Genomic DNA, 21,844 nt, shown 5'->3' with positions numbered 1-21,844 from the left:
CGAACAAATCAAGTATGCACAATGAGTTACCCTAAGAATCTTCACCAACATTATCATGCCCACGTTTATTTTGATGAGCACACAAGGGATATCGCCTATTCGCTTCGTGATTATGCTCGCGAGGAGTTAAAGCTTTCTGTTGGACGCTTTAACTGTGGTCTTGTTGGCCCACATCTAAGCTGGAGCTTTTCCATCGATTTTGACTCAAAGCAGTTTGACAAGGTTATTGATTGGCTTGATAAAAATCGTCAGGAGATGTCTGTGTTGGTGCACGCCGTGACCGACAACGAATACCAAGACCATACGGACTTCGCCTACTGGTTAGGTGAGCCTCTTCCTCTTAAGTTGTCAATTTTTGATGCTTAATCAACGAACTTTGTCCTTCACGACAAAGAACCTGATTTGTCACTAAAATAGCCTTACCTGTATAAGGCGTCCTCTGAATCTATTCATTGGACAACTATTATGATGAACCCACTTATCGACGCTTTGTTTACTCAGGGCTACTATGTTTGGGATGATTTTCTATCCGCTCAAGATGTCTCAGAGCTTAAAGAGTGTATACCTGAGAATTGGAAGAAAGCTCGTATTGGTCGCAATGAAGAAGTGACTCGAGAATCTTCCATTCGCAGTGACAAAATTCAGTGGCTCACACCAAGTATGGGTGCGCCCGTCGCCAATTACCTGAGCAAGATGGAGAAAATTCGTTTGGAAGCGAATCGCCATTTCTTCTTGGGGTTATTCGAGTACGAAGCGCACTTTGCCAAGTATGAGAAAGGTGATTTTTATCAAAAGCATCTGGACTGCTTTCAAGGCAATGAAAACCGTCGCCTGACCACGGTCTTTTATATGAATGACGAGTGGAGTGAGGAAGATGCCGGAGAGTTGGTTGTGTATGATTTAGATGACAATCCGCTGATGACCCTGCCACCAAAGTCGGGTCGCCTGTTTGTGTTCTTATCTGAGCAGTTTCCACATGAAGTATTGCCCACCAATACCGAGCGCTTTAGCATCGCAGGTTGGTTTCGCGTTAACGGCGTAAAAGATAACCAACTTGATATTGCTCGCTAGAGACCGTTTACCAAGATCGCGTTGTTTGCGATCTTGGCAATTTGATCTTAAAAGCAAAAATGGCAGTTCTCTTTGGTTAAACCAAATCGTCCTTCGCGGCTCGCGATATGTTTTGCTCCCTCTTTCTTACCCATCTCATAGCCCCGCATTAAAACGTTGTGATTCATGGTCAATCGTTTGACGTTAAATGTATCATCGGGGGCGATCACACGTACCGTGACGCCAGTCGGTGGATTGCGGATGAACTCAAGCGATTGGTTATAACGGCTAGCTCTTTGTGCCATGGCTTTGGCGATCATTGGCTGCTTTGCCAATAGTTTATCCATCAACCATGAATGACGCATAGGTGGCATTTCATAGCTGAGTGGATGAGAGAGAATGACGGTGATCTCGTTTGCACCTTGGCGATAGGCTTCGATAACGGGAATGGAGTCCGCCACTCCGCCATCGGTATAACAGCCGCCAGAAAAGCATGGTGTTACTTTATAGGCAATAGGCAGTGCGCTGGTGGCTTCAAGCACAGCAGTGATGTTCTCTGTATTTACTTGGTAATACTCCGCATTGCCTGTTTCAATATTGGTTGTTGTGGCAATCAGGGGTAGGTTTGAGAATAACGTCGCATCATCAAGAGGAAAGCGTTTATTCGATTCAGCAACCAGCCATTTTACATCCACTAAATTTCCGCCTTTGACGAACCGTTTTGGATTGAAAAACGCTCTATCAGTCGCTAATTCACAAATCACTTTTTGGCTTCTGCCATGCTGTTTAGACAAATAACCAACAAGGTTTGATGCCCCAGCAGACACTCCGATGGCAAAATCAAACTCATAGTAATCCTCTTCGATAAAGCGATCTAAGACACCCGCAGCAAAAATACCACGCATCGCTCCGCCTTCAACAACCAATGCTTTCATAACTTTTTTCTATCTGGTTCAGGATAGTTGTGATCCTATGAAAGAGCGCCAAGACGGTCTAATCGGCTTTACTAATTATTGGAATAGGCAAAACCAAATAGTCGCTTCGCTGGTTTTTGATAACCTGTTTTTATACACAGTATTATTTGACGATCTACAGAACTCAACTATACTGTATGTATAAACAGATAAAGGAGGTGGCATATGATCTGGGAAACCATTGAACGAGTAAACCGCCTGCGTCAAAAGGCGCTTTCCGATCCTGAGTTTATTCAATCAGCAAAAGCGCACGAGCAAGCGATCCGTGTTCAAGAAAATTCTGATTTCACATCGGTTAAACGCAGTAAAAAAGTGAAAGAGCGTACGTTAGCCGACATATATAAACCAACGGATCTCTCGCCCAACTCAGGTGAGCGATCTCATTAATTTCAAACAAAGGGAAGCCCAGCGCTTCCCTTTCGCTTTATTGCGCGCAAAAAAAGACCGCGTGTTGTTAGTGTGATTTTTGACAATGACACCAAACAGCGGCCGCAACACAGGAAGTAATGGAGACTCAGTGGCTGTAACTGAGTACTTCTTTCAGTTTAGACTATCTGAAATCTTGTGCTGATAAATTAAGAGTTTTTCGCATTATTTCTGTTAAATTGTGGATAATTAGTCACTCCAATGATGGCTTTTTCTTCTTTTCATAATTTCAATCAATGTGTATATGTTAGTTAAATGTTCCATATATCGATGTTATTTGGTGTTATTATTTTAAATTACAGTTGTAAGACAGAGTAAAATTCATATAATGCGGCGCCGGAATTGATCAGTAACAATGAAAGTTCGGTTTTACTCCCAATCTATGCGATATCGCTCACACCTGATCTGCCTCTTAGCGTTTTTTAGGCGTAAAATGCGTCTTCCCAAAATAGAGAAACCTGTTCCCTCGGATAATAAAAATGGATAATAAACTTGGCTTGGGCTCGCTTACCGCAATCGTCATTGGTTCAATGATCGGTGCAGGTGTATTTAGCTTGCCCCAGAATATGGCGTCTGTCGCAAGCCCTGCAGCTGTGATGATTGGCTGGACAATCACAGGCATAGGCATGATTTTTTTAGCGTTATCTTTCCAGAAACTCGCGTTCCATCGACCTCATGTCGATAGCGGTGTATTTGGCTATGCAAAAGAAGGCTTTGGAGACTTTGTCGGTTTTTGTTCCGCTTGGGGTTACTGGCTCAGTGCAATGTTGGCAAACGTCTCTTATCTGGTGATTGTTTTCAGTACCTTGGGCATGCTTTTCGATACGCCAGATAACGTTATTTTCGGACAGGGCAATACCTGGGTATCGGTCGCTGGTGCTTCTTGCTTGCTGTGGTTGGTTCATGCTCTAGTCCTTCGTGGTGTTCAAACCGCTGCTTTGATCAACATGGTTACCACATACGCTAAACTGGTTCCCTTACTGATTTTTGTATTTTGCGCGTTTGTCGCGTTCAGCTGGGATACGTTTACTTTGGACTTCACGGGCGTGCATTTTGGCGATCAGCATGATCTTTTAGCGCAAGTGAAAAGTACTATGCTGGTGACTGTGTGGGTCTTTATTGGTATTGAGGGGGCGGTCGTGGTGTCGAGTCGTGCTCGAAACCGCAAAGACATTGGTCGAGCGACCATCCTTGGCTTGCTGACCGCGCTGGCGATTTATGTGTTTGTCACGTTATTGTCCATGGGCGTAGTGAAACCTACGGAGCTAGCAACGTATCAAAACCCTTCCATGGCGACGGTTTTGACGCAAATATTAGGTCCTTGGGGGCAATACATTATCAGCGTCGGTTTGCTGATTTCTGTATGTGGCGCGTTTTTAAGCTGGACGGTATTGGCTTCTGAAGCTCCTTACCTTTGCGCGAAAGAAAAGATGTTCCCATCAAAATATGGTGAGCTGAACCAAGCGGGAAGCCCAGTAAAACCACTCACCTTAACCAACGTATGGATTCAGATTTCACTCATTGTGGTGATGTTTGCAGGCAGTACTTACGACACCTTGTTGATTATCGCGTCAGAGATGATCTTGGTACCGTATTTCCTAGTCGGGGCATTTGTGCTGAAAATCGCCATCGAAGAGAGAAACCGCGGTAGCTTGCTTTTAGTAGGGGCTGGAGCAACGATTTATGGATTGTGGCTTCTATATGCCTCTGGTTTGAACTATCTACTTTTGTCCGCGGTACTCTATGTTCCTGGTCTGTATTTTTACATTCAAGCAAAGCGAGAGCAGGGGATTGACCCTTTCAATGGCAAAGAGAGAGTCGGCGCATGTATTTTGAGTGTGGCGGCATTATTGGCCGTTGGCTTGATGTGGCAGGGTATGCTCGACGTTCAGCTTTAATAAAAAATCCCCGAAAGGGGATTTTTTATATCTTGTTGAGACGGTAACGTCCCCGTATCGATTCTAGAGTCGTGAACAGTAATCCAGCCCAGATAAAGCTGAAACTGACCAGCTTTACTTCGTCAAAGATCTCGCCGAACAAAAATACCGCGATCATGAATTGAATGGACGGTTCAATGTACTGCATTAGGCCGACTGTTGACATGGTCGTTAACCGAATTGCAATGGAATAGAACACTAACGGGATGAGCGTGGCAGGTGCGGCGCCAAAATAGAGAGCGAATGTTTCCCACCCCATGTGTAAGACTTGAGTGCCAACGGCCAGTTCTTTGTAAACTAAATAGCCAAATGCAAGAGGAAGCATGACAACCGCTTCCATGAATAGGCATGTGCTCCAGTCGTAACGAATACGTTTCTTACACCAGCCGTACAAAGTGAAGAAGGTCGCCATAATAAGCGCAATGATTGGCAACTGACCATATTGAACGACTTGGTAGCTAAGTCCGATAGAAGCCAACACAATCGCGACTTTTTTACCTGTCGATAGTGTTTCTTTTAATACGAACACACCGAGCGCACTCATCATTAATGGGCTGATAAAAAAGCCAAGACTGGCATCGATCACTCGGTCGTTAGTCATCGCCCATGTAAAAGCTGTCCATGAAATAGACATCATCAAGCTGCCAATGAAGGTCAACTTGAGTGAAAACTTGTCTGCCCAAATCGTTTTCCAGTTTGGTAACGATTTTGTGACTGCAAGCACGATAATGAAGCCGCACGGAATGGAAGCCAACAGACGAACGGCGAGTAGTTCATCCATCGCGGCCTTGGGTAAATATTGATAATAAAGAGGGAGAATCCCCCATAAAAAGAACGAGATAGCGGCCATCCAATTGCCTAAACGTTGCTCAGACATGCTCTTGCTCACAGATAAGAAAGTGAACGGAATGTACGTCTAACACTCTGAAAAGTAAAGCGATTTGCCTTAGATTTAAATCCTTTATTTTCAATGGTTTATGATTGGTTTGTCTAGGTAAGGGTTTAATATTCAACGCTTTTATCTAAAGGTGAGGGAGCAATGGTCGATAATTATGAGTAGTGAATTGATTTTTAAACTCTGGTAACGTGTAGCTAACGAGTAAAGCGCTATACTAATGAGATAGCTGGAGACTTATGGTTAAAGGAGCACGATCATGAGTGACATGGAGCAAAAGCGTAAATTTTATCGCCTTAAGTACCCAAAGCGGGGCCGGCCTTGCGTTCGCTTTTCACAAGAACTGTACCACGTAACAGAAGTGTCCGAGGGTGGTATTCGTGTACTTATGCATAATTTGAGCAGCCTATATAAAGGGTTGACGATGAAAGGTGTACTTTCACTGCACAACGATTGTGAAGTGTCTATCGAAGGTGCTGTTTTGCGCTTTGACAACGATGAAGTGATTGTACAGTTAAAAAAAGGCCCCTCTTTTAAAAATATGGTCGAAGAGCAGCGACATATCAAAAATGTATTTCCTCGTCATTTTGAACGGCTAAAAATGCAAGCAGCTTAAGGTTGTGGTTTAGCCAGCTTACAGACAAAACATTACATTGTACGCTTTACGTGTTCGCAATTTATTTTAGCCCTCTTACTCAGAGGGCTTTTTGTATGGCTTTTCAACTCCATACTTGGGGATAGCGACAAAAGCAGCCTATAGTGATTAGTATGTTTCATTGTTGGTGCTCTCATGTTTGCCAAGCTATTTAGACGGTATGTAGCGACGATTTTGTTTTTGTCGAGTCCGCTTGTTTATGGACAAGACGAGATAAGATTTTTCCTGCCTGACTTCCCGCCTTACACAACGATGGATCAAGATGGGCAATTGGTAGGCATAGGTATCGATAAAGTGACGGCAATTTTGGATACCATGGGCGTGAAATACAGCATCAGACTGGGCTCGAACCATGGCCGAGCGTTGGCGGAGCTGCGTAGAGGCCGTTCTGATGGATTCTTTATGGCATCAAAAAACGCTGAGAGAGATGAGCACGCGGTCTTTTCCCTTCCTCTCATGATTAATCGTTGGGTTTGGGTTGTGTTAGCAGGGAGCGAGCATGATTTCTCTGCCTCTCCTGATTCCGCGCTTAGAGTGGCGAGCTTACTCAACACCAATACGGACAAGTGGCTTAAGACATCAGGATACAAGCGTATCGACCCCGCCGACAATATTGTTTCATTGATTGCTAAGCTAGACGACGGAGCCGTCGATGCCGTCTTTGTCGCTGAGGAAGTGTTTAACCATCATTTTGAAGATAACCCAAGTTATGATGTGATTTTGCAGGCAGAAAAGGCTTTCGGTATTTACATCTCCAAAGAATACCTCAATCGTCATCCTAAATTTATGGATGAACTTAATACCACAATATTGGAGCTTAGCCCGATCGAGCCATGAGTAGTGGGGGAGAAGCGGGAGTTCTTGGCAAGGAAACAGTGACCACACGAACAATGCAGTCACTGAGGTTTATGTTATATAAGCCGATTTGCGTAGGTTTAGACCTTGAATTGAGCGACTAAGTTGTCAAGCGTTTCACATTGGGCTGAAAGCGATAAACACGCATTTTCGGCACTGCTTACCATTTCTACCATATGATTGCTGTTGTCTAGGATACGAACGACATTGTTGTTCACATCTTCACTTACGCTATTTTGTTCGCTTGCAGCGGTGGCGATATGTGTGTTCATCTCATTCATCAACGATATTGACGCCATAATTTCTTTCAAAGAGTCCGATGCACTACCCGCACTTGAAATTGTCTGCTGACCACTTTCTTTACTCGCTTCCATTACCGTCACCGCTTGACGTGCCCCTTCTTGAAGCTTCTCAATCATGGCTTGAATCTCACCGGTGCTTTCCTGCGTTCTGCTCGCGAGTGATCGAACCTCATCCGCAACCACCGCAAACCCACGCCCTTGATCCCCAGCACGAGCGGCTTCAATCGCAGCATTCAACGCCAGCAAGTTTGTTTGCTCAGCGATGCCACGGATAACATCAAGAATCGAGGCTATGTTGCCGACGTCAGCATCAAGGTTGTGGATGACTTGGCTCGCGTTGTCGATTTCACAGGCTAATGTTTCGATAGAGCCAACCGTTGTCGACAAGATCTTATCGGTGTTTGTTGCTTCGCCATTGGCTTTGGTGCTTGCTAAGGCTGCTTCCTCCGCATTCGATGCCACCGTCTGACTGGTTGCTTGCATCTCATTTACCGCAGTCGCAACCATTTCACTTTCTTGCTGCTGTTGGCCAGAGAACTCAGCGACGGATTGAGTCAACGACTTAATGTTCTCCATTTCAGCCCGAACCGCATTCGATGAGACAATGACTTGTTCTACTGTTGAGTGAATTCGGCTGACAAACGAGTTGAATCCTTCGGCGAGTTTGCCCAGTTCATCATTGCTGGTCACGTCGATGCGTTTCGATAAGTCGCCATCTCCGCTGGCAATGTCTTGCATCGCTACCCCGATATTCTTAATTGGGACAAGCACGAGTCGATGAGAGATCCAAAATGAAAGAACGACCAATACAACGGCGATCGCTGCGCCAAACTCGAGTACAAACTTACTATAAGAGATGGAATCAGAAACTTGTGCACGCAGCTCAAGTTGAACTTCATCGATCATCGAACGGATCGAGCGTAAGTTGGTGCGTATGATTTGAAATTCTGCGTCCAGCTTAGTTTGATTCGCTTCATAGTAGTCATTTGCGCTACTTGGGGAGCTAAACATTGGTTCATACAAACTGATCCAAGTATTTGTCGCTTTGGTGAGCTGGTCTGCAACTCGAAGTTGGTTTTGAGGCAGGTAGCCTTTGCTAATAAGTTCGCGAACCTGACTTAGACGTGGCTCTGCTTTGTAGGCGTTGTCTTTAAATTCAGCAATGTTGTAGTCAACCTCTTGCTGATTTTTTGCCAACATCAACCCTTGGGCAGCGGTGATTACTTGATAGAGATCGCGGTAGCCGTCTTCAAGGGCCTCCATGACGGGCTGAACATCCTTGTTAAGTTGCTCGTTCAACGATTCTTGTTGATTGGCTTGAAGTACGTTAACCAAGGTCGTAATCGCAATGATGACCGCCAACAGCACAATCGGTAAGGCCAACTTGTGCTTAATCGTAAGTCTGCTTCGCATAGTGTTATCCTAAATGTTTGATATCAATCAATAATACTCTGTTATTGAAATTAGTTGCGTAATAGAGGATGCAACATGAATTTTGCTAAATCAACCCAGAGCTATTTGTTTTCTCAATAAAAACAGGGAAATAGCTAGAGGTGGGTCGCAAATGGGCGATCTGCGAACAATTGAGTAACAAGCCTTTTTTAATCAGATGCTTAGCCAAACGTTTGCTTTGGGTGGGCGAGATAAAAGTGTGATCCGTGACTCTGATTTTTAGCTGGTTATATTCATATGAATTATGGTTATATGTGCGGGCAATAATAAGGTTGCTGAGTCAGTTAGGGTTATCAAATGAAAAGCGAGATGGATTCGAAGGCGGTGGTACTCGCGTATTGGGCCGCGATGGAAACGAATGATTTCACAGCGGCAAGCGAATGGCTAAGCGAGCATGAGTTTGAATGCTACTGGCCCCAGTCGAATGAACTGATTAAAGGTCGAGAGAACTTCGCCGCCCTAAACAGTGCGTACCCCAATGAAGGCTTGTGGCGCTTTACTCTGAATACAATCGTGGTCGAGGGTAATCAGGTCGTGACTGATGTATCCGTTACCGATGGGAGTCGCATCGACCGAGCTATTACGTTTCATACGGTTGTAGACGGAAAAATCGTCAAACAAACCGAGTTCTGGCCAGATAACTACCCAGCCCCTGAATGGCGATCTCAATGGGTCGAGTCGGCAACTTCTAAGCAGACAGTGTAGAACTTTTACTCGATTTTTTTACCGTTTTAACCAGTAAAAGGAAACACATCATGTATAAGAGTTGCGACTTTTCTATAGACGAAGGTCAGTTTAGGTTTAGGAAAGATGCTTACCCACTCAAGCGAATCAACGATATACGAGTAAAGCGATTAACCTTGATGGATAATTTGGCACAAATCGTGTTTTGGATTGCCTTATTCTCTGGAGGCTTATGGCTTGCGGTGCCGGATATAATGCTTGCTCCCTTATGGTTACAAGCAACAACCGGTGCGTTGACACTCTTCGGTTTTTTGTTTGCAGTGTTGCGTTGCTCGCGATATGCCTTACAGGTGGAGTTTAAACACGTTGATGAAACGGGGTTGCAGTGGGTGAATGTTGCCAAATCTTATGCGCATCAAGACGAAGTTTTATTTGATGCTCAAGTCTTGGCGGTAAAAAGCCTAACAGCTCACTAAACACCAAATAGCCTCAGTCAGAGGCTATTTGTTTATTTAAATCCACATCAACACACTTCTATTTGAGGCTTTATTGATTTGGATAGGAATGGGCAGATATCATCTCAAATGAGTACTAAAACGAAATGGGTATTGGTGAGCGTTTTAGTGATGCTTTTCTTGTTCGCCTACCGACCTGACAGAACTGAGCTCTTGCTTGACGAGCTCAAACTTCCCAAATGCGACATCACTGAACGACTGAATACGACCATCACCTTTTACGTTGATCGGGGCGCGTTTACCCCAAAACTTCAAAACCGCTTGACCGCTGCGATCGAATACGCGAATCAGGTGCTCGATAATTCTTGTATCCCGATGCGTAGAATAGTCGACGCAATGGTGTTGGTGGATCTCAATTTATCGGGTCAGGAAGACGAATACGGTATTTACTACCGACTGCTCGACGCGGTTGGCGCGGACAAAATGGCTCAATACGACTTAGACATGCACCATTACTATGTCATCGTCATTGGCGATGAACATACAATATTCGATGATGGCACAACCGGAATCGCTGACTTGAACAACGACGGTAGCCGCAGTGTATTGCTGTCTGATGTTGCAAAGGTTCACGTATTAGAACATGAGTTTGGTCACCTCGCCTGGGCGCAGCACAAAGATACTTGGCCCTTCCCGAGTATGGAAGGGACGTTGAAGCTTGCGGTAGAGAAGAGGTTTCATGACAAGTTAAAACGCTATGCAAGAGCTTATACATGCACAAATGCAGGTACGGTAATGAGTTATGAGGAGAGGATTCTCCCTATTTATTCCAGCCCACTCATTCACTATCGAGGAGAGCAATGCGGTGACCAAGAGGTTGCAGACAATGCGCGCGTGTTGCGAGAATACGCGTGGGAACAGCTTAGTAAACCAAAGATCAGGGAAGAGTAGTGTTTAGACTAGAAACAGAACATTTGATTATCAGGGATATGCAGGACACCGATGAGGCTGCATTTGTCGCTATCTCACAGGATGAGAAGTATCAGCGATTTTACAGTGAAGCGGATTGTTCCCCCTCGAAGTATCAAGAGTTAACCAAATTGTTTGTCGCCCAAGCGAAAGAGCATCCTAGAACGTCTTATCAACTTGCGATTGAACACAAGGCTAATGGGCAGTTTATCGGAACGGTCTGCTTGAGAGTCGAAGATGACAACCAAGCCTCCATAGGCTGTGGTTTATCTCGTGACTATCAAGGAGCGGGGCTTATTCGAGAAGCGGCTTATGCTCTCGTTAATTTTGGTTTTTCTGAGCTGGATATTCACCGTGTTTACGCGGAAACAATCAGTCTCAATCATGGGGCGATTCGACTTTGTCGCTCGTTGGGAATGAAGCAGGAGGCTCATTTCAGAGAAAATCGCTTTTTTAAGCAGCGTTGGTGGGATACGGTTGTTTTCGCGATATTGAAAAGCGACTGGAAGCAAAATCGTTAAAAACAATTGTGAACAAGGAGTGTTGATGAGACATGTGTATTTGATGTTCAGTGTGCTAGGTATAGCCATCCCATACGGGGCAATGTTGCCGTGGTTGTTGGAGAACGGCTTGAATATTGGCTTGTTGCTAGAGCAAGCGGCAGCGAACCCCATCAGTATATTTGCATGGCTAGACGTTGTTGTCGCTGCGTTGTGCTTGTTAACCTTCATCGCCACAGACAGTAAAACGAATCAAGTTAAGGGAGTGATCTATCCCATCTTGGGCACACTGGCTGTCGGTGTTTCATTAGGTTTGCCTCTTTACCTGTATATTCGGGAGCGCCAGTTTTATCTTAGAACTCACGGGCCAGAAGTGAGTGTACATGGTGGGTGATGTGACTATGCGGAGTATTATCAGAAGGCGCTCGTAAGACTCCACAGGTAGAGAAGTACGTCAACTCATTGGCGACACGTGAAGGAAAATTTCTCGTATCACTGGCAGTACAGAGACAACTAACAACGCAGACATAAACCAGTTGAATCGTTGACGTTGTTCAGCCTTGTTTAGCCACTTTTTAAGCAAAGAACCAAACGCGAGCCAAACCCCAACACAAGGGAAAGAAACGACAAAAAAAGTGGCGGCAATAAGCGTATTTTGCGCCACAAAGTCTGCTCCGACACTGGTAAATGCGGCGATTGCACCAGTCGCAACAACCCATGCTTTGGCGTTGACCCATTGAAAGAGAGCCCCTTTGGTAAATGACAGAGGCTGCGCTTGTTGTTCACCTTTTATATCACCAGTAGAGCGAGCAATCAGAAAGGCTAGGTAAAGCAGGTATACAGTGCCAGTGCACTTGATGACGAAATGTAAGCTAGGAAAGAGCTCGAATAACTGAGAAAACCCAAGTCCAACCAATAACAGCATGACTGAAAAGCCGACACAGATACCAGTCAGCAAAGGTAAACTCTTCTTAATTCCAAAATTGACGCCCGATGCCATCACCATAATATTGTTTGGACCTGGAGTTACTGAAGAAGAGATGGCAAACAGCACGACCGCTAGAAAATAGTCCATGTGTTCCTTGCTCTATTCGGGAAATATTGACATCAATATGGCGAATTATTGCTCACTGATCAATTCCATTTTAGTGAATGTGCTCGTTTTGTTTTTCTTGGTGGGCAACAAGTTCTTGGCTTTGCGACTTTTTGTATTATGTTTCCCGCACTTCAATTCAAAAACAATACTAGGAACATACAAAGTTATTGATTTCCTAGTTTAACGATTAACGATTAACGATTAACGATTAACGATTAACGATTAGGAATAGATATGGACTTTATTCATGAGTTGGACGTGACACCTGAACAGCATCATCTTATCCGCCAACTGAGAAATGATTCGTTTGTTGAACACCAAGCCACATCGTCTTACTTGAAGCAGCTTCCCCATGTAAGGGTACTTGAGGTGAAAGGTGGCGAGTTGATTGGCTACATGGGGTTAGATTACCGGGTTATCAGTGTTGATGGGCAGCCCTTAAAAGTTCTGGGTGTCATTGATTTTTGCGTTGAGAAAAACGCAAGGGGACAAGGAATTGGTCGTCAAATGTTGCAAGGTGTCGAGCAATTTGCGCGCACCAAACAAGTTGATTTCGTTATTCTTATCTCTGACTTAAAAGAGTTCTATTTGGCTAGTGGTTACCAACAGATTACCGCTACGCAGTCTTGGTTGAGAATTCATCAGCATCGAAACTATGGTGTGGCGGTTGAAGAACTAGATGAACTTTATGTGAAACCAATGAGAGAAAAACCATGGCCTTCCGGTCATGTAGATTGGCTGGGTTATATGTTTTAGCCTGAAATTAAGGAGGGCAGAATGATCAGTTGCAGTGATTATGATTATATCGAGATAGTTTGCATGTTTCGTTACCCTGTCGTGCTGACCTTAAAATCCGGAGACAAGGTTCAAGGCACGGCCATTGATACGGTTCGCAATGATAACAAGGAAGAATGCGTGCTGCTGGAGACGCTGAATGGAGCGAGCCATATTTTACTCGACAGTATCGTGCAACTCGAGGTCTCGGTAGACAATCCCCATTTCGATAAGAAAACTTTTTGTTAGCCACACTCGGTGTGGAGCAGAAAACAGGAATCGATTCGCGTAAATAAACGCTCTATTTTGACTGCCGAAAAGTGATTAGTCTGTAAGGAACAGTCAAAAAGGAGTCATTATGAAAATTGAACACGTTGCGATTTGGACCGAACAACTGGAAGTGCTCCGTGCTTTCTACATCAAGTACTTCAACGCTAAATCGAGTGATAAGTACGTTAACCATAACAAACAGTTTTCTTCCTATTTCCTAACTTTTGCAGAGGGAGCTCGTTTGGAGTTAATGGCAATGCCCTCGATTCCCGAATCGAAAGATGATATTTATCAACAGTTTAGAGGCTTGATTCATATCGCAATTTCGGTAGGTTCAACAGCATTGGTGGATGAAATGACGGCAAGGTTAGTTGATGATGGTTACGAAAGGATCGACGGACCTCGGACAACTGGCGACGGTTACTATGAAAGCTGCGTACTTGATCCAGATGGCAATCGAATCGAAATAACGGTTTAACAGGTCGAGGAGACCAAAAAGACAAGGATTGATATCACCTATGTACACTCTCTACTACTATCCGAATAACGCCAGCTTGGCACCACACTTTCTACTTCACCACATGGGTGCTCAATACGAACTGGTGCTGGTGGATAAAAAGTCCAACGGGCAAAAATCGGCGGAGTATTTAAAGCTCAATCCTGCAGGAAGAATCCCAACCTTAGTTGATTCAGGGCAACCAATATTTGAAAGCCCTGCAATCTGCATCCACCTTTGTGAACAGCACCCAGAGTCAAGGTTAATGCCTGCCATCGGAGACCCGCTTCGTCCTTTGTTCTTTCAGTGGTTAGCGTTTCTTAATAACACGCTGCAAGCTGAGCTGATGGTCCGCTACTATCCCCATCGCCACACAACGGATGAGACAGCAATCCCAAATATCATTGAAGCTCAAGATGCACGTATTTCAGACGCGTTGGCAATTATTGATGCCCAGTTGGAAACTCATGAATATTTGCTCGGTGAGCGTTTGTCGGCATGTGACTTCTTCTTGTTTATGTTGGCTGAGTGGTCACTTCCCGCTAAACGATCACCGATGGCGTATACTCATCTCTCGGCGTATTTGAGCAAGTTATCCCATCACCCTACCATCCAAGCCGTATGTGAAATCGAGCAGATTGAGCTCACGCCTTTTCAACGTTAATGAAAATTGTTCGATGTTGAAAAGTATAAAACGGGCAATTGATTTTGACTCGGTAATATCGCTGCCATTATCATGCCCGTACAATTCTTTGATTAAATGAAAAATGATGTCATTACCTCCTTGCCCTAATTGCCAATCTCAATACGTTTATCAAGACCAAAGTCAGTTGGTTTGCCCTGAATGTGCTCATGAATGGAACCCAACAGAAGTCGATGAAAGTGTTTTCATTGCTAAAGATGCCAACGGCACAGCACTTGAGGAAGGGGACAAAGTCACTTTGGCAAAAGATCTGAAAGTGAAAGGCAGTTCACTAGTCTTAAAAATCGGCACGAAGGCGGTTGTGCGCCGCATCGTTGAAGGTAAAGATCACGAGCTTGATTGCAAAGTGGATGGTGCCGGAGAAATGATGGTTACCGCGAAGTTTGTCAAGAAAGCTTAGCTTATTAACAAGCCCCTAAATGACAGGCTGTGTGTCAGCCTGTCTTACATAATGCTCGCAATTAGGTGCAGTCTCGCAGTGTCATCAATCGGTAATCAGCGCATTGCATTGAGCTTTCTTGATGACCGACCAAACTCTCGTATACGTTGAAATGAGACACGACAACCACCGTAGAGTAGTGGGCGTATCTTTCCAACACATTGAGTACCCTTGATCTTAATTCTTGGTGAGATTCGTAACTCTTTTCGGGTTGACAGGCGTGCTGTTTGAGTACGCTTCGATATTCTAGCCAGCGGCGATCTCTTTCTTCCAGTGAAATGTACCCGCCCAACTTGTCCGCTTTCCATTCGCGTAAATCGTGTTCTACGAATAACTCTAACTTTAACTTTCGGTTTATGATTTCTGCCGTTTGAAGAGCACGCGTGTAAGGGGATGAGAGAATGGCGTCGGGGTTAAATTTACTAAACTGCTCCGGCAAATCGTGAATGGGGCGCAGGTACGCTCTATCCAGTGGTGCGTAGTCTTTTTCTAGCTGGGTCATTTGCCTGGCATCACTTAATGCATAATCGGGTACGCCGTGTCTGACGAAGATAATGTCCATATTCGGGGGGGAGACTCCTTCTGATTTATTATTGACTGAGGGTGTCATTATTTGGTAAGCAAAACAACCTGTTGCAGATTGAATCTAAGGTTGAACTGGCCCGTCATGGTGACTTTGAGAGGAGTGTCGATTACTGGTTAAAAAAACGTGCCGACAAGGTGCCAGCACGTTATCGCAATGGGGGGGATTTATTGGATTTCAGTAATAAACCTGTACTTGTCTGAGTCCGCTTTCGTGATCCAGTGTTCACCAGCTGCAGGTGCTGCATCTAAAGTGAAAAGATAAAAATCAATCCCTTTATCACCCATTACTTTATTGAAGAAAGTGGCTTGTCTGCGGTGGCTTTCGTGCGTGAATGGGAACGCTTTTGCCTCTTTTTTGCCTTGTGCCCAGCTGTGGACACCCACTTGCTTGTTACCTTCAAACGCGTCGATGGCATTCTTACGCTGTAGAACACGCTTCTTGCCCGCAGCAAAGAGGTCCGTTCCACCCGAGAACACCGAACCAGTTTTCGTTACCATTGTGGTCATATTATTGTCGTGAATCATCAGGCCAGTGTAGAGGTTAATGTCGTCGTCCGCACTTCCGCCAATGTTGTTGTTGAACTTGAATGTCATCTCTGTACCTGAGTAATTTTTGACGATATCAGAGAGTTGTAGATAGGTTGTTGCTCCAAGCGTCGAGTGAATTCGTTCTTTGTCGCTGGTCATGCTAAACGCATCGCGATAAAGATCGTTAAACGCAAATGAGGTCACGATGTCCACTTTGCTGTCAGCATGCGTAGCGGTTAAAACAGTAGAGCCAATGCTTGGCAGAAACTCTGGTGCCTCAACGTTAATTTCGACTTGAATTGAGTTCGATGAGCCAGTGATTGTCGACTGTATTAATGTGTTTTCTCCTGACGTTGACTGTTTGGTTTCGTCACATTTGAAACCTTGGACCGGTTCTTTTGCACGATAAATCATACAATCCATCGCATCGTCAGATGACAGCACTAAGTCGATCGTGTTTTTGTCGACATCAGCGAGCTTAATCACCAGTATCTCTTCACTCATGCTTTCAGCAAACAGAACGTTTTCATAGGATGTGCCGGCATAAGTGACACGTAAAGCGTCAAAAATAACTTCGCGCTCGCTCATCAAAGCATCTACATCTTTTTGCGAAAACTTATAGTCCGCGGCAGGTTTGGTGACTTTCGAGTTTTTATCGACGTTGTTATTTGTATTAGAGCTTGAGCCAGAGTTGCAGCCAGCTAGAACAAGTAAAGGTGCGGCTAACAAAATAGATTTGAGATGTTTCATTGTTTTTCCCCTTAGATTTGATGTGAGGAATTCTATTCTCAAAAATGGACACTGACTGTCGTGTTCATGTATGGAAATGTATGGGCATGCCGTTACAATACGCTCACAAAATAAATGGCGGTTGCGTTCCTCTTTGCGCCAGCTAATTCAAGCAGTTCGGGATTTCACATCCCATAAAATATAGCGAGGCCATTTGCTAATGAAGAACTCGATAAAACAACATTCAATGCTGATCGTTGAAGATGATTTAAAACTCCAACGAATGCTTAAGGATTATTTTGTAACGCAAGGTTTTGCCGTAGATACATTGGATGATGGTGAAACGGCAACTCGCTATATCATCGACAACCAACCTGACGTTGTTCTTTTGTATTTGATGTTGCCTGTCATGGACGGGCTTACAATTTGTCGACAGACGCGTGCTCATTACAAAGGTAAGATCTTAATGCTCACTGCCAGTGATGATGATTTCGATCATGTGGCAGGTTTAGAAACAGGCGCTGATGATTACGTGACCAAACCGATCAAGCCGCGAGTGTTGCTTGCTCGGATAAGGACTTTGTTACGCAGGGTGGAGCAACCCGAGTTGGAAACAAACGAGAATGAGCGCCATTTTGATAACTTAGTGCTAAGAAAAACGTACAAGCGCTGCGAGCTCGATGGCCAAAATATTGCCATGACAGACAGTGAGTTTGACTTATTGTGGTTTTTGGCCACTCACCCAGATGAGGCGCTATCAAGAGACAAGTTAACGCTTGAGTTGCGTGGTATTGAATACGATGGCTTAGACCGAACGATTGATAACAAGATCGTTCGCTTGCGCAAGCTACTTGGCGATGATTCCAACCCAGCAGTGAAAATTCAAACTGTGAGAGGAAAAGGGTACCTATTCGTTTCAAGTGCTTGGAAGTCAATCGCTTAACTGACCTTAATAAGAGAATTTTGATGCGAAGGATGTACTTGGAATCCATACTTGGATTGATTACTTGTTTTTTCATTGGCGTTTTTGCCTATGAAATCACCATGTACGAGATGACGACGGACCACGATTATTTACTAAAGGATTATGAAGCGGCAGCGCATCAACAACTTCTACAAACTATCGCCAACGCGCAAGGCATAGAAGCTGCGCAGCAAAGCATGAAAGAGTTTGCACAGCTGTCGAAGCTGTCTCTCTTTATTTATACGCCCAACGACAGTTTGCCAGACGAGGTAAAGCATTACTTTTCTGGCGGATTTGATATGCCTATCTTTCATGATGAAGAGCGAGAGCTGTGGTTTAAATTAGCAGGCTCAGACGCGACTTATCACTACCTCCCTGATGATGAAAACCCCATTCGACAAAATGCAGAACTGCAAAATGATATTGTCTGGATGTTTTTTATTGCCAGCTTCATCTTGTATAGCTTGTGTCACCTGCTGGTGATTTTTTGGCGGGTCAAAAAGCTCGAAACTGCAACACTTAGCTTCGCGCAAGGTGAACTTTCTGCACGTGCAGAGACCGCATCAGGACGTGCAATTGGCTCACTAAACCAGTCATTTAATCATATGGCGGATCGCATCCAAAACCTAATCGACAGCAACAGGGCACTGACCAATGCTGTGGCTCATGAACTGCGCACTCCAGTGTTTCGGATTCAATGGCAGGCAGAGTTGCTCAAAGACACTAACTTGGACGAGGAGCAAAGGCAGACAATCGACAGTATTGTTGAAGATACTGAAGAAATGGAAACCATGGTTGATGAGCTGCTCTGCTACGCCCGGCTTGATAGCCATCGCCTTGAGCTTACTAAGACGACGGTTGATGTGGGCGAGTTGCTGAGCAAAGGTAACGTACGTTGGAATAAAGAGACGCAACTTGAACTCTTGATCCAACCCGAGCAGTTTGCGAGTAACGTATCCATATTTGCCGATGAAAGATTGCTAAAACGCGCACTCGACAATGTTGTGCGTAATGCGATGAAGTTCGCCGATCAAAAGATCCTTATCGAGTTTGAGAAGCAAGCGCAAGCGGTCACTGTATCGGTTCATGATGATGGACCAGGTGTTGATGGCGAGCACATTGCAAACCTATTTGAACCGTTTTATGTAGGAAGCAAAGCGCGAAACAAGGCGAAAAGTGGGCATGGGCTTGGTTTGTCGATTGTTCATAAAATATGTGAACAACATGGTGGCAAAGTGGAAGTTGGGCGCAGTGCGTTATTACAAGGTGCAGAGTTTAAATTAACTTTCCCTGTTTTGTAATGATTTCAATGACAAACCCATACAGTCACTCGCAGAACAATTTGCAATAATCCTCTCCGTCGCTAAGCAGCGTTAAAAACTTTGCTGTTAGCGTTCAAGAACTATATTGAATTTGGAGAGAACAATGAAGAAAGTAATGATTATCGCAGCCTTATCTGTTTTGGCTACTGGTTGTGCGCAGCAGACATTTGTTATGTCAAAAGAAGAAACGTCTAAGCCGGCAACCACACAATCACATCACTTTTTCATTGACGGTTTAGCTCAGAAGAAAGAAGTAGACGCAGCGGGTACCTGTGGTAGTGCAGACAAAGTAGCAAAAGTAGAAGTTCAAAAAACATTCGTGAACGGACTTCTTGAGGTTGTTACATTTGGTATCTACTCACCACGTGAAGCTCGAGTTTACTGTAAGTAATCGACCTAATCGGTGAAAATAATTGGCGCGCAGAACTCCGTTTTGCGCGCTTTTTTGTTCTTATCTGATAGGCAAAGATTCCTTAATCGAAGAAAAATTCACGTCCGCCCGATCTTCATCCACCCAAACCTTTCCTCTCTAACCAAGGATATTATGCCCATTTAATTGTATTAATTGTTATGTTATAACATTCGATTTGTATCAAAGGGAGATATCCTATGGGCACAAACACAAAAGACAGACAATTCGAAGTAGAGTCACTTGGGAGCAATGCCGCCTCTAGTGATTCACTCACATTTAAAATTGCAAGTATCGGGGATAGCCCCATCACCCTCGGCCATTGTAGCGCGCCGCCGAAAATGAACACATTAGCCTAAAAAAATGAGCAATCATCTAATTGCTCATTTTACTAGGCATAAACGGTTTAAACAGCGTTTAAAGTTAACTTGAACTGCTGCCAGTCAACTCCTCATTGAATCGTCTTTCGCTCTCAATAATGCCATCGATAACTGCTTGCGGGTCGTCAGCGTTTTTAACCAGTGAGCGCAAGAACGAAAGCTCTGTGTTGGTGTATCTGACACCATCAAAATAATAACTAAACTGCCTCTGCATTTTCGTAACCTCTAGTGAATGGAACCGATAAAACATTGTTGATTAAATTGTAAGCATTGGCGTGCGTGGCGCAACCCATATAGCTGGACAGTATCAGCTTTATATCTGAGGGCTCGATATCAAGATCTTGAATGGTCGTCTTCTTGTGATACCTCTTTGATGCAACAACGGTTAGCCTAAGCATGCTATACATTGACCGTCTAATGTCTGCACAAAGAATAAACCTCTCATTTTTTGGAAACTGGCGAAGACAGATAAAACCATACTTCATCATATCTCTGGTTTTTGTTTGTATTATTAGTTCGTCGTTCAACTGCGTTACCGAAAAGAAAAAAGCCTGCGCTATCGCGCAGGACACAAAACACAAAATACCAAGAATCAGGACACGAAAGCGGAGCGAAACCCGAGGGCGCTGCTCGCGTCAGAACGCGGATCGCTGCAGAGCAGCGCAGCGGGGCCAGCATTGGACGCGCCGTACCAGTTGCCACCGCGGAACGGGAAGCGCTCGCCGTCAAGGTTCCAATAAAATCTACCGCCTAGCGCGCTAGTGCAAGCAATCGGCTCAATCATCAATCTTTGCAAGCGCTCGTTTCCAGCATAACCTGACGCTTTCGGCATGCTGCCCCAAACTTGATTGCCTGAGTTTAGCGTTACTGGAGCCACGTTGGTAAATTGACCTGTCTCACTAATGTAAACGCCTGTTGCGGACCATTCCGCTTCTGGTTGGCCTGTGTACTCAGCAACGATGAACTGGCCGTCAACCATCTTCATTCCGTCAACCCATTCCCAGACATTTCCGACCATGTCAGCGATGCCAAAAACAGTGCCGTCGTGTCGCCATGCCTCGGGGCCTGTTCCGGTTAGCGTGCGCGCTGAGCCGCTTCTGTCGTCTGGCACTTTACCGTCTGTTCTGCGGCCAAACTCATTTTTGTTTGAGTGTGAGCGCCCGTATTCGGTGTTACCGCGAGGCTGAAAGCCTTGGGATAGCATGTTCCAGCACAGCATTGCCCAAATCTCTTGGCTCATCATTAGTGAATTAGCACTGAGCTCTTCGCTTCTTGCTCTTGCTGTGTCTGCGTTGATTGCTGTCCACGGGTCTTTATCTGCTTGTGATACCGCTTTACCTGCTAGGTCACTAGCTAAATATACGGGCACGTCAACATAGGGGCGCAGGGTTGCATCTTGGCGAATGAAGCAATCTAACGGGCCTGTGAATGGGCATCCTGCTATTGCTAGGTCCTCAAAGGTGTGAATAGGCACACGGCGAACAACTTGGGCGTTACCGAAATCATCGGTGATGATCACCCACTTACCGCCAGAGATGGCCACTAACGCCTCTAGCGCGCCTGTTCTCGCGATTTCTAACGATTGTCGCTCGATAGCCGCAACGTCATCATCCATCTGCTGCAAGGTTCTGGCGGTGTAGGTTGTGCCGTCTTTGCCTGTGAACGTTACTTCGCCTGCTTTTGTACCCCAATCTTCTATCGCCGTTAGGTTTCCAATAGCTACGTCGGTGAGGTCGCGCATTGCTGTTACTGCTGCATTGAAATCGCCAAAGGTAGGCACAACAACCGCTTTTGCGTTGGTTTGCGTGGCGTTGCCCCAAGGCTCTCTCAGCGAAAGTTCGTTAGCAAACACGCCCTCAATTTCGTAGATGTCGAAAGCGCCAATTTTCAACGCATCCCCAATTTTTATGTTGGCGGTTCTGCCGCTGTTTACTGCAACCGTTTTTTGTCCGTTGGTTGCTGTGACGGAGGTTAAAGTAATCCAAGACATGATTT

General features: G+C 44.9%; 27 protein-coding genes and 1 pseudogene. 19 read left to right on the top strand and 9 right to left on the bottom strand.

What is annotated here, in order from left to right:
* Positions 1 to 21: 21 nt before the first annotated feature.
* A complete protein-coding gene (locus OH458_RS00465) occupies positions 22 to 366 on the top strand; it encodes a DOPA 4,5-dioxygenase family protein (protein ID WP_269976905.1) in 345 nt (114 codons plus the stop codon).
* A 102-nt stretch (positions 367 to 468) separates the two neighbouring features.
* Positions 469 to 1,071, top strand: a complete 603-nt coding sequence (locus tag OH458_RS00460; protein WP_269977387.1) for a 2OG-Fe(II) oxygenase — start codon at positions 469 to 471, stop codon at positions 1,069 to 1,071.
* A gap of 47 nt (positions 1,072 to 1,118) precedes the next feature.
* Here the strand turns inward: OH458_RS00460 and OH458_RS00455 are convergent, their stop codons facing one another.
* Entirely contained in the window at positions 1,119 to 1,985 is an 867-nt protein-coding gene (locus tag OH458_RS00455; RefSeq protein WP_269976904.1) for a patatin-like phospholipase family protein, read from the bottom strand.
* A 204-nt stretch (positions 1,986 to 2,189) separates the two neighbouring features.
* On the opposite strand from OH458_RS00455, the gene OH458_RS00450 reads away from it, so the two are divergent.
* Complete coding sequence (locus OH458_RS00450; RefSeq protein ID WP_038191902.1) at positions 2,190 to 2,411, top strand: hypothetical protein; 222 nt, start codon at positions 2,190 to 2,192, stop codon at positions 2,409 to 2,411.
* 518 nt (positions 2,412 to 2,929) lie between these two features.
* On the top strand, positions 2,930 to 4,348 hold the full coding sequence (locus tag OH458_RS00445) for a basic amino acid/polyamine antiporter (protein ID WP_269976903.1): 1,419 nt from the start codon (positions 2,930 to 2,932) through the stop codon (positions 4,346 to 4,348).
* Positions 4,349 to 4,373: 25 nt separating this feature from the next.
* Here the strand turns inward: OH458_RS00445 and rarD are convergent, their stop codons facing one another.
* Entirely contained in the window at positions 4,374 to 5,264 is an 891-nt protein-coding gene (rarD, locus tag OH458_RS00440) for an EamA family transporter RarD (protein WP_269976902.1), read from the bottom strand.
* A gap of 277 nt (positions 5,265 to 5,541) precedes the next feature.
* On the opposite strand from rarD, the gene OH458_RS00435 reads away from it, so the two are divergent.
* Positions 5,542 to 5,898, top strand: a complete 357-nt coding sequence (locus OH458_RS00435) for a PilZ domain-containing protein (RefSeq protein ID WP_038191908.1) — start codon at positions 5,542 to 5,544, stop codon at positions 5,896 to 5,898.
* Between the two features lie 174 nt (positions 5,899 to 6,072).
* A complete protein-coding gene (locus OH458_RS00430) occupies positions 6,073 to 6,774 on the top strand; it encodes a substrate-binding periplasmic protein (protein WP_269976901.1) in 702 nt (233 codons plus the stop codon).
* A 98-nt stretch (positions 6,775 to 6,872) separates the two neighbouring features.
* Here OH458_RS00430 and OH458_RS00425 read toward each other — a convergent pair whose 3' ends face one another.
* Positions 6,873 to 8,507, bottom strand: coding sequence for a methyl-accepting chemotaxis protein (locus OH458_RS00425; protein WP_038134390.1), 1,635 nt, complete (start codon positions 8,505 to 8,507; stop codon positions 6,873 to 6,875).
* 348 nt (positions 8,508 to 8,855) lie between these two features.
* Here OH458_RS00425 and OH458_RS00420 point away from each other — a divergent pair, with 348 nt between their 5' ends.
* The 5 genes from OH458_RS00420 (at position 8,856) to OH458_RS00400 (ending at position 11,548) form a co-directional block, all read left to right on the top strand.
* The gene (locus OH458_RS00420; protein ID WP_269977386.1) at positions 8,856 to 9,251 is read left to right on the top strand and encodes a nuclear transport factor 2 family protein; all 396 of its coding nucleotides are present in this window, start codon (positions 8,856 to 8,858) and stop codon (positions 9,249 to 9,251) included.
* Between the two features lie 50 nt (positions 9,252 to 9,301).
* Positions 9,302 to 9,706 carry a hypothetical protein gene (locus tag OH458_RS00415; protein WP_269976900.1) on the top strand — a complete coding sequence of 135 codons (405 nt, stop codon included), beginning with the start codon at positions 9,302 to 9,304 and terminating at the stop codon, positions 9,704 to 9,706.
* Positions 9,707 to 9,814: 108 nt separating this feature from the next.
* Complete coding sequence (locus OH458_RS00410) at positions 9,815 to 10,636, top strand: hypothetical protein (RefSeq protein ID WP_269976899.1); 822 nt, start codon at positions 9,815 to 9,817, stop codon at positions 10,634 to 10,636.
* Complete coding sequence (locus OH458_RS00405) at positions 10,636 to 11,175, top strand: GNAT family N-acetyltransferase (protein WP_269976898.1); 540 nt, start codon at positions 10,636 to 10,638, stop codon at positions 11,173 to 11,175. Before OH458_RS00410 ends, OH458_RS00405 begins: the two co-directional genes overlap by 1 nt.
* A 25-nt stretch (positions 11,176 to 11,200) precedes the next feature.
* The gene (locus OH458_RS00400) at positions 11,201 to 11,548 is read left to right on the top strand and encodes a DUF2834 domain-containing protein (protein ID WP_269976897.1); all 348 of its coding nucleotides are present in this window, start codon (positions 11,201 to 11,203) and stop codon (positions 11,546 to 11,548) included.
* A 60-nt stretch (positions 11,549 to 11,608) separates the two neighbouring features.
* Here the strand turns inward: OH458_RS00400 and OH458_RS00395 are convergent, their stop codons facing one another.
* The gene (locus OH458_RS00395) at positions 11,609 to 12,229 is read right to left on the bottom strand and encodes a LysE family translocator (RefSeq protein ID WP_269976896.1); all 621 of its coding nucleotides are present in this window, start codon (positions 12,227 to 12,229) and stop codon (positions 11,609 to 11,611) included.
* Between the two features lie 255 nt (positions 12,230 to 12,484).
* On the opposite strand from OH458_RS00395, the gene OH458_RS00390 reads away from it, so the two are divergent.
* From OH458_RS00390 to OH458_RS00370, 5 genes are all read left to right on the top strand, one after another.
* Positions 12,485 to 13,006, top strand: coding sequence for a GNAT family N-acetyltransferase (locus tag OH458_RS00390; RefSeq protein WP_269976895.1), 522 nt, complete (start codon positions 12,485 to 12,487; stop codon positions 13,004 to 13,006).
* A 21-nt stretch (positions 13,007 to 13,027) separates the two neighbouring features.
* On the top strand, positions 13,028 to 13,273 hold the full coding sequence (locus tag OH458_RS00385) for a Rho-binding antiterminator (RefSeq protein ID WP_269976894.1): 246 nt from the start codon (positions 13,028 to 13,030) through the stop codon (positions 13,271 to 13,273).
* A gap of 109 nt (positions 13,274 to 13,382) precedes the next feature.
* On the top strand, positions 13,383 to 13,772 hold the full coding sequence (locus tag OH458_RS00380) for a VOC family protein (RefSeq protein WP_269976893.1): 390 nt from the start codon (positions 13,383 to 13,385) through the stop codon (positions 13,770 to 13,772).
* A gap of 40 nt (positions 13,773 to 13,812) precedes the next feature.
* Positions 13,813 to 14,454, top strand: coding sequence for a glutathione S-transferase family protein (locus OH458_RS00375; RefSeq protein ID WP_269976892.1), 642 nt, complete (start codon positions 13,813 to 13,815; stop codon positions 14,452 to 14,454).
* 106 nt (positions 14,455 to 14,560) lie between these two features.
* Positions 14,561 to 14,893: a zinc ribbon domain-containing protein YjdM gene (locus OH458_RS00370; protein WP_005472149.1), complete on the top strand. Its 333-nt coding sequence runs from the start codon at positions 14,561 to 14,563 to the stop codon at positions 14,891 to 14,893.
* A gap of 61 nt (positions 14,894 to 14,954) precedes the next feature.
* Here the strand turns inward: OH458_RS00370 and OH458_RS00365 are convergent, their stop codons facing one another.
* Positions 14,955 to 15,494 (bottom strand): histidine phosphatase family protein, encoded by a 540-nt coding sequence (locus tag OH458_RS00365; protein WP_269976891.1) that lies wholly within the window; start codon positions 15,492 to 15,494, stop codon positions 14,955 to 14,957.
* A gap of 188 nt (positions 15,495 to 15,682) precedes the next feature.
* Positions 15,683 to 16,795: an alpha/beta hydrolase gene (locus tag OH458_RS00360; RefSeq protein ID WP_269976890.1), complete on the bottom strand. Its 1,113-nt coding sequence runs from the start codon at positions 16,793 to 16,795 to the stop codon at positions 15,683 to 15,685.
* A 211-nt stretch (positions 16,796 to 17,006) separates the two neighbouring features.
* Between OH458_RS00360 and OH458_RS00355 the strand changes: the two genes are divergently transcribed.
* The 3 genes and pseudogenes from OH458_RS00355 (at position 17,007) to OH458_RS00345 (ending at position 19,451) form a co-directional block, all read left to right on the top strand.
* Positions 17,007 to 17,717: a response regulator transcription factor gene (locus OH458_RS00355; protein ID WP_269977385.1), complete on the top strand. Its 711-nt coding sequence runs from the start codon at positions 17,007 to 17,009 to the stop codon at positions 17,715 to 17,717.
* A gap of 23 nt (positions 17,718 to 17,740) precedes the next feature.
* Positions 17,741 to 19,115 (top strand): annotated as a pseudogene (locus OH458_RS00350) (ATP-binding protein).
* Positions 19,116 to 19,163: 48 nt separating this feature from the next.
* Positions 19,164 to 19,451: a Bor family protein gene (locus OH458_RS00345; protein WP_269976889.1), complete on the top strand. Its 288-nt coding sequence runs from the start codon at positions 19,164 to 19,166 to the stop codon at positions 19,449 to 19,451.
* A gap of 441 nt (positions 19,452 to 19,892) precedes the next feature.
* Here the strand turns inward: OH458_RS00345 and OH458_RS00340 are convergent, their stop codons facing one another.
* The 3 genes from OH458_RS00340 to OH458_RS00335 are packed head-to-tail and all read right to left on the bottom strand — an operon-like array spanning position 19,893 to position 21,839.
* Positions 19,893 to 20,063, bottom strand: coding sequence for a hypothetical protein (locus OH458_RS00340; protein WP_269976888.1), 171 nt, complete (start codon positions 20,061 to 20,063; stop codon positions 19,893 to 19,895).
* Complete coding sequence (locus OH458_RS22110; RefSeq protein WP_443088484.1) at positions 20,047 to 20,421, bottom strand: hypothetical protein; 375 nt, start codon at positions 20,419 to 20,421, stop codon at positions 20,047 to 20,049. The genes OH458_RS00340 and OH458_RS22110 overlap by 17 nt, the downstream gene beginning before the upstream one ends.
* A 20-nt stretch (positions 20,422 to 20,441) precedes the next feature.
* Positions 20,442 to 21,839, bottom strand: a complete 1,398-nt coding sequence (locus OH458_RS00335; protein WP_269976887.1) for a hypothetical protein — start codon at positions 21,837 to 21,839, stop codon at positions 20,442 to 20,444.
* Between the last annotated feature and the right edge of the window lie 5 nt (positions 21,840 to 21,844).

Origin of the sequence: Vibrio sp. MarTm2 (assembly GCF_027587055.1) — a bacterium.
GTDB lineage: Bacteria > Pseudomonadota > Gammaproteobacteria > Enterobacterales > Vibrionaceae > Vibrio > Vibrio sinaloensis_D.
Note: the sequence above shows the minus strand (reverse complement) of the source record. Positions and strands in the feature narration are given on the sequence as shown.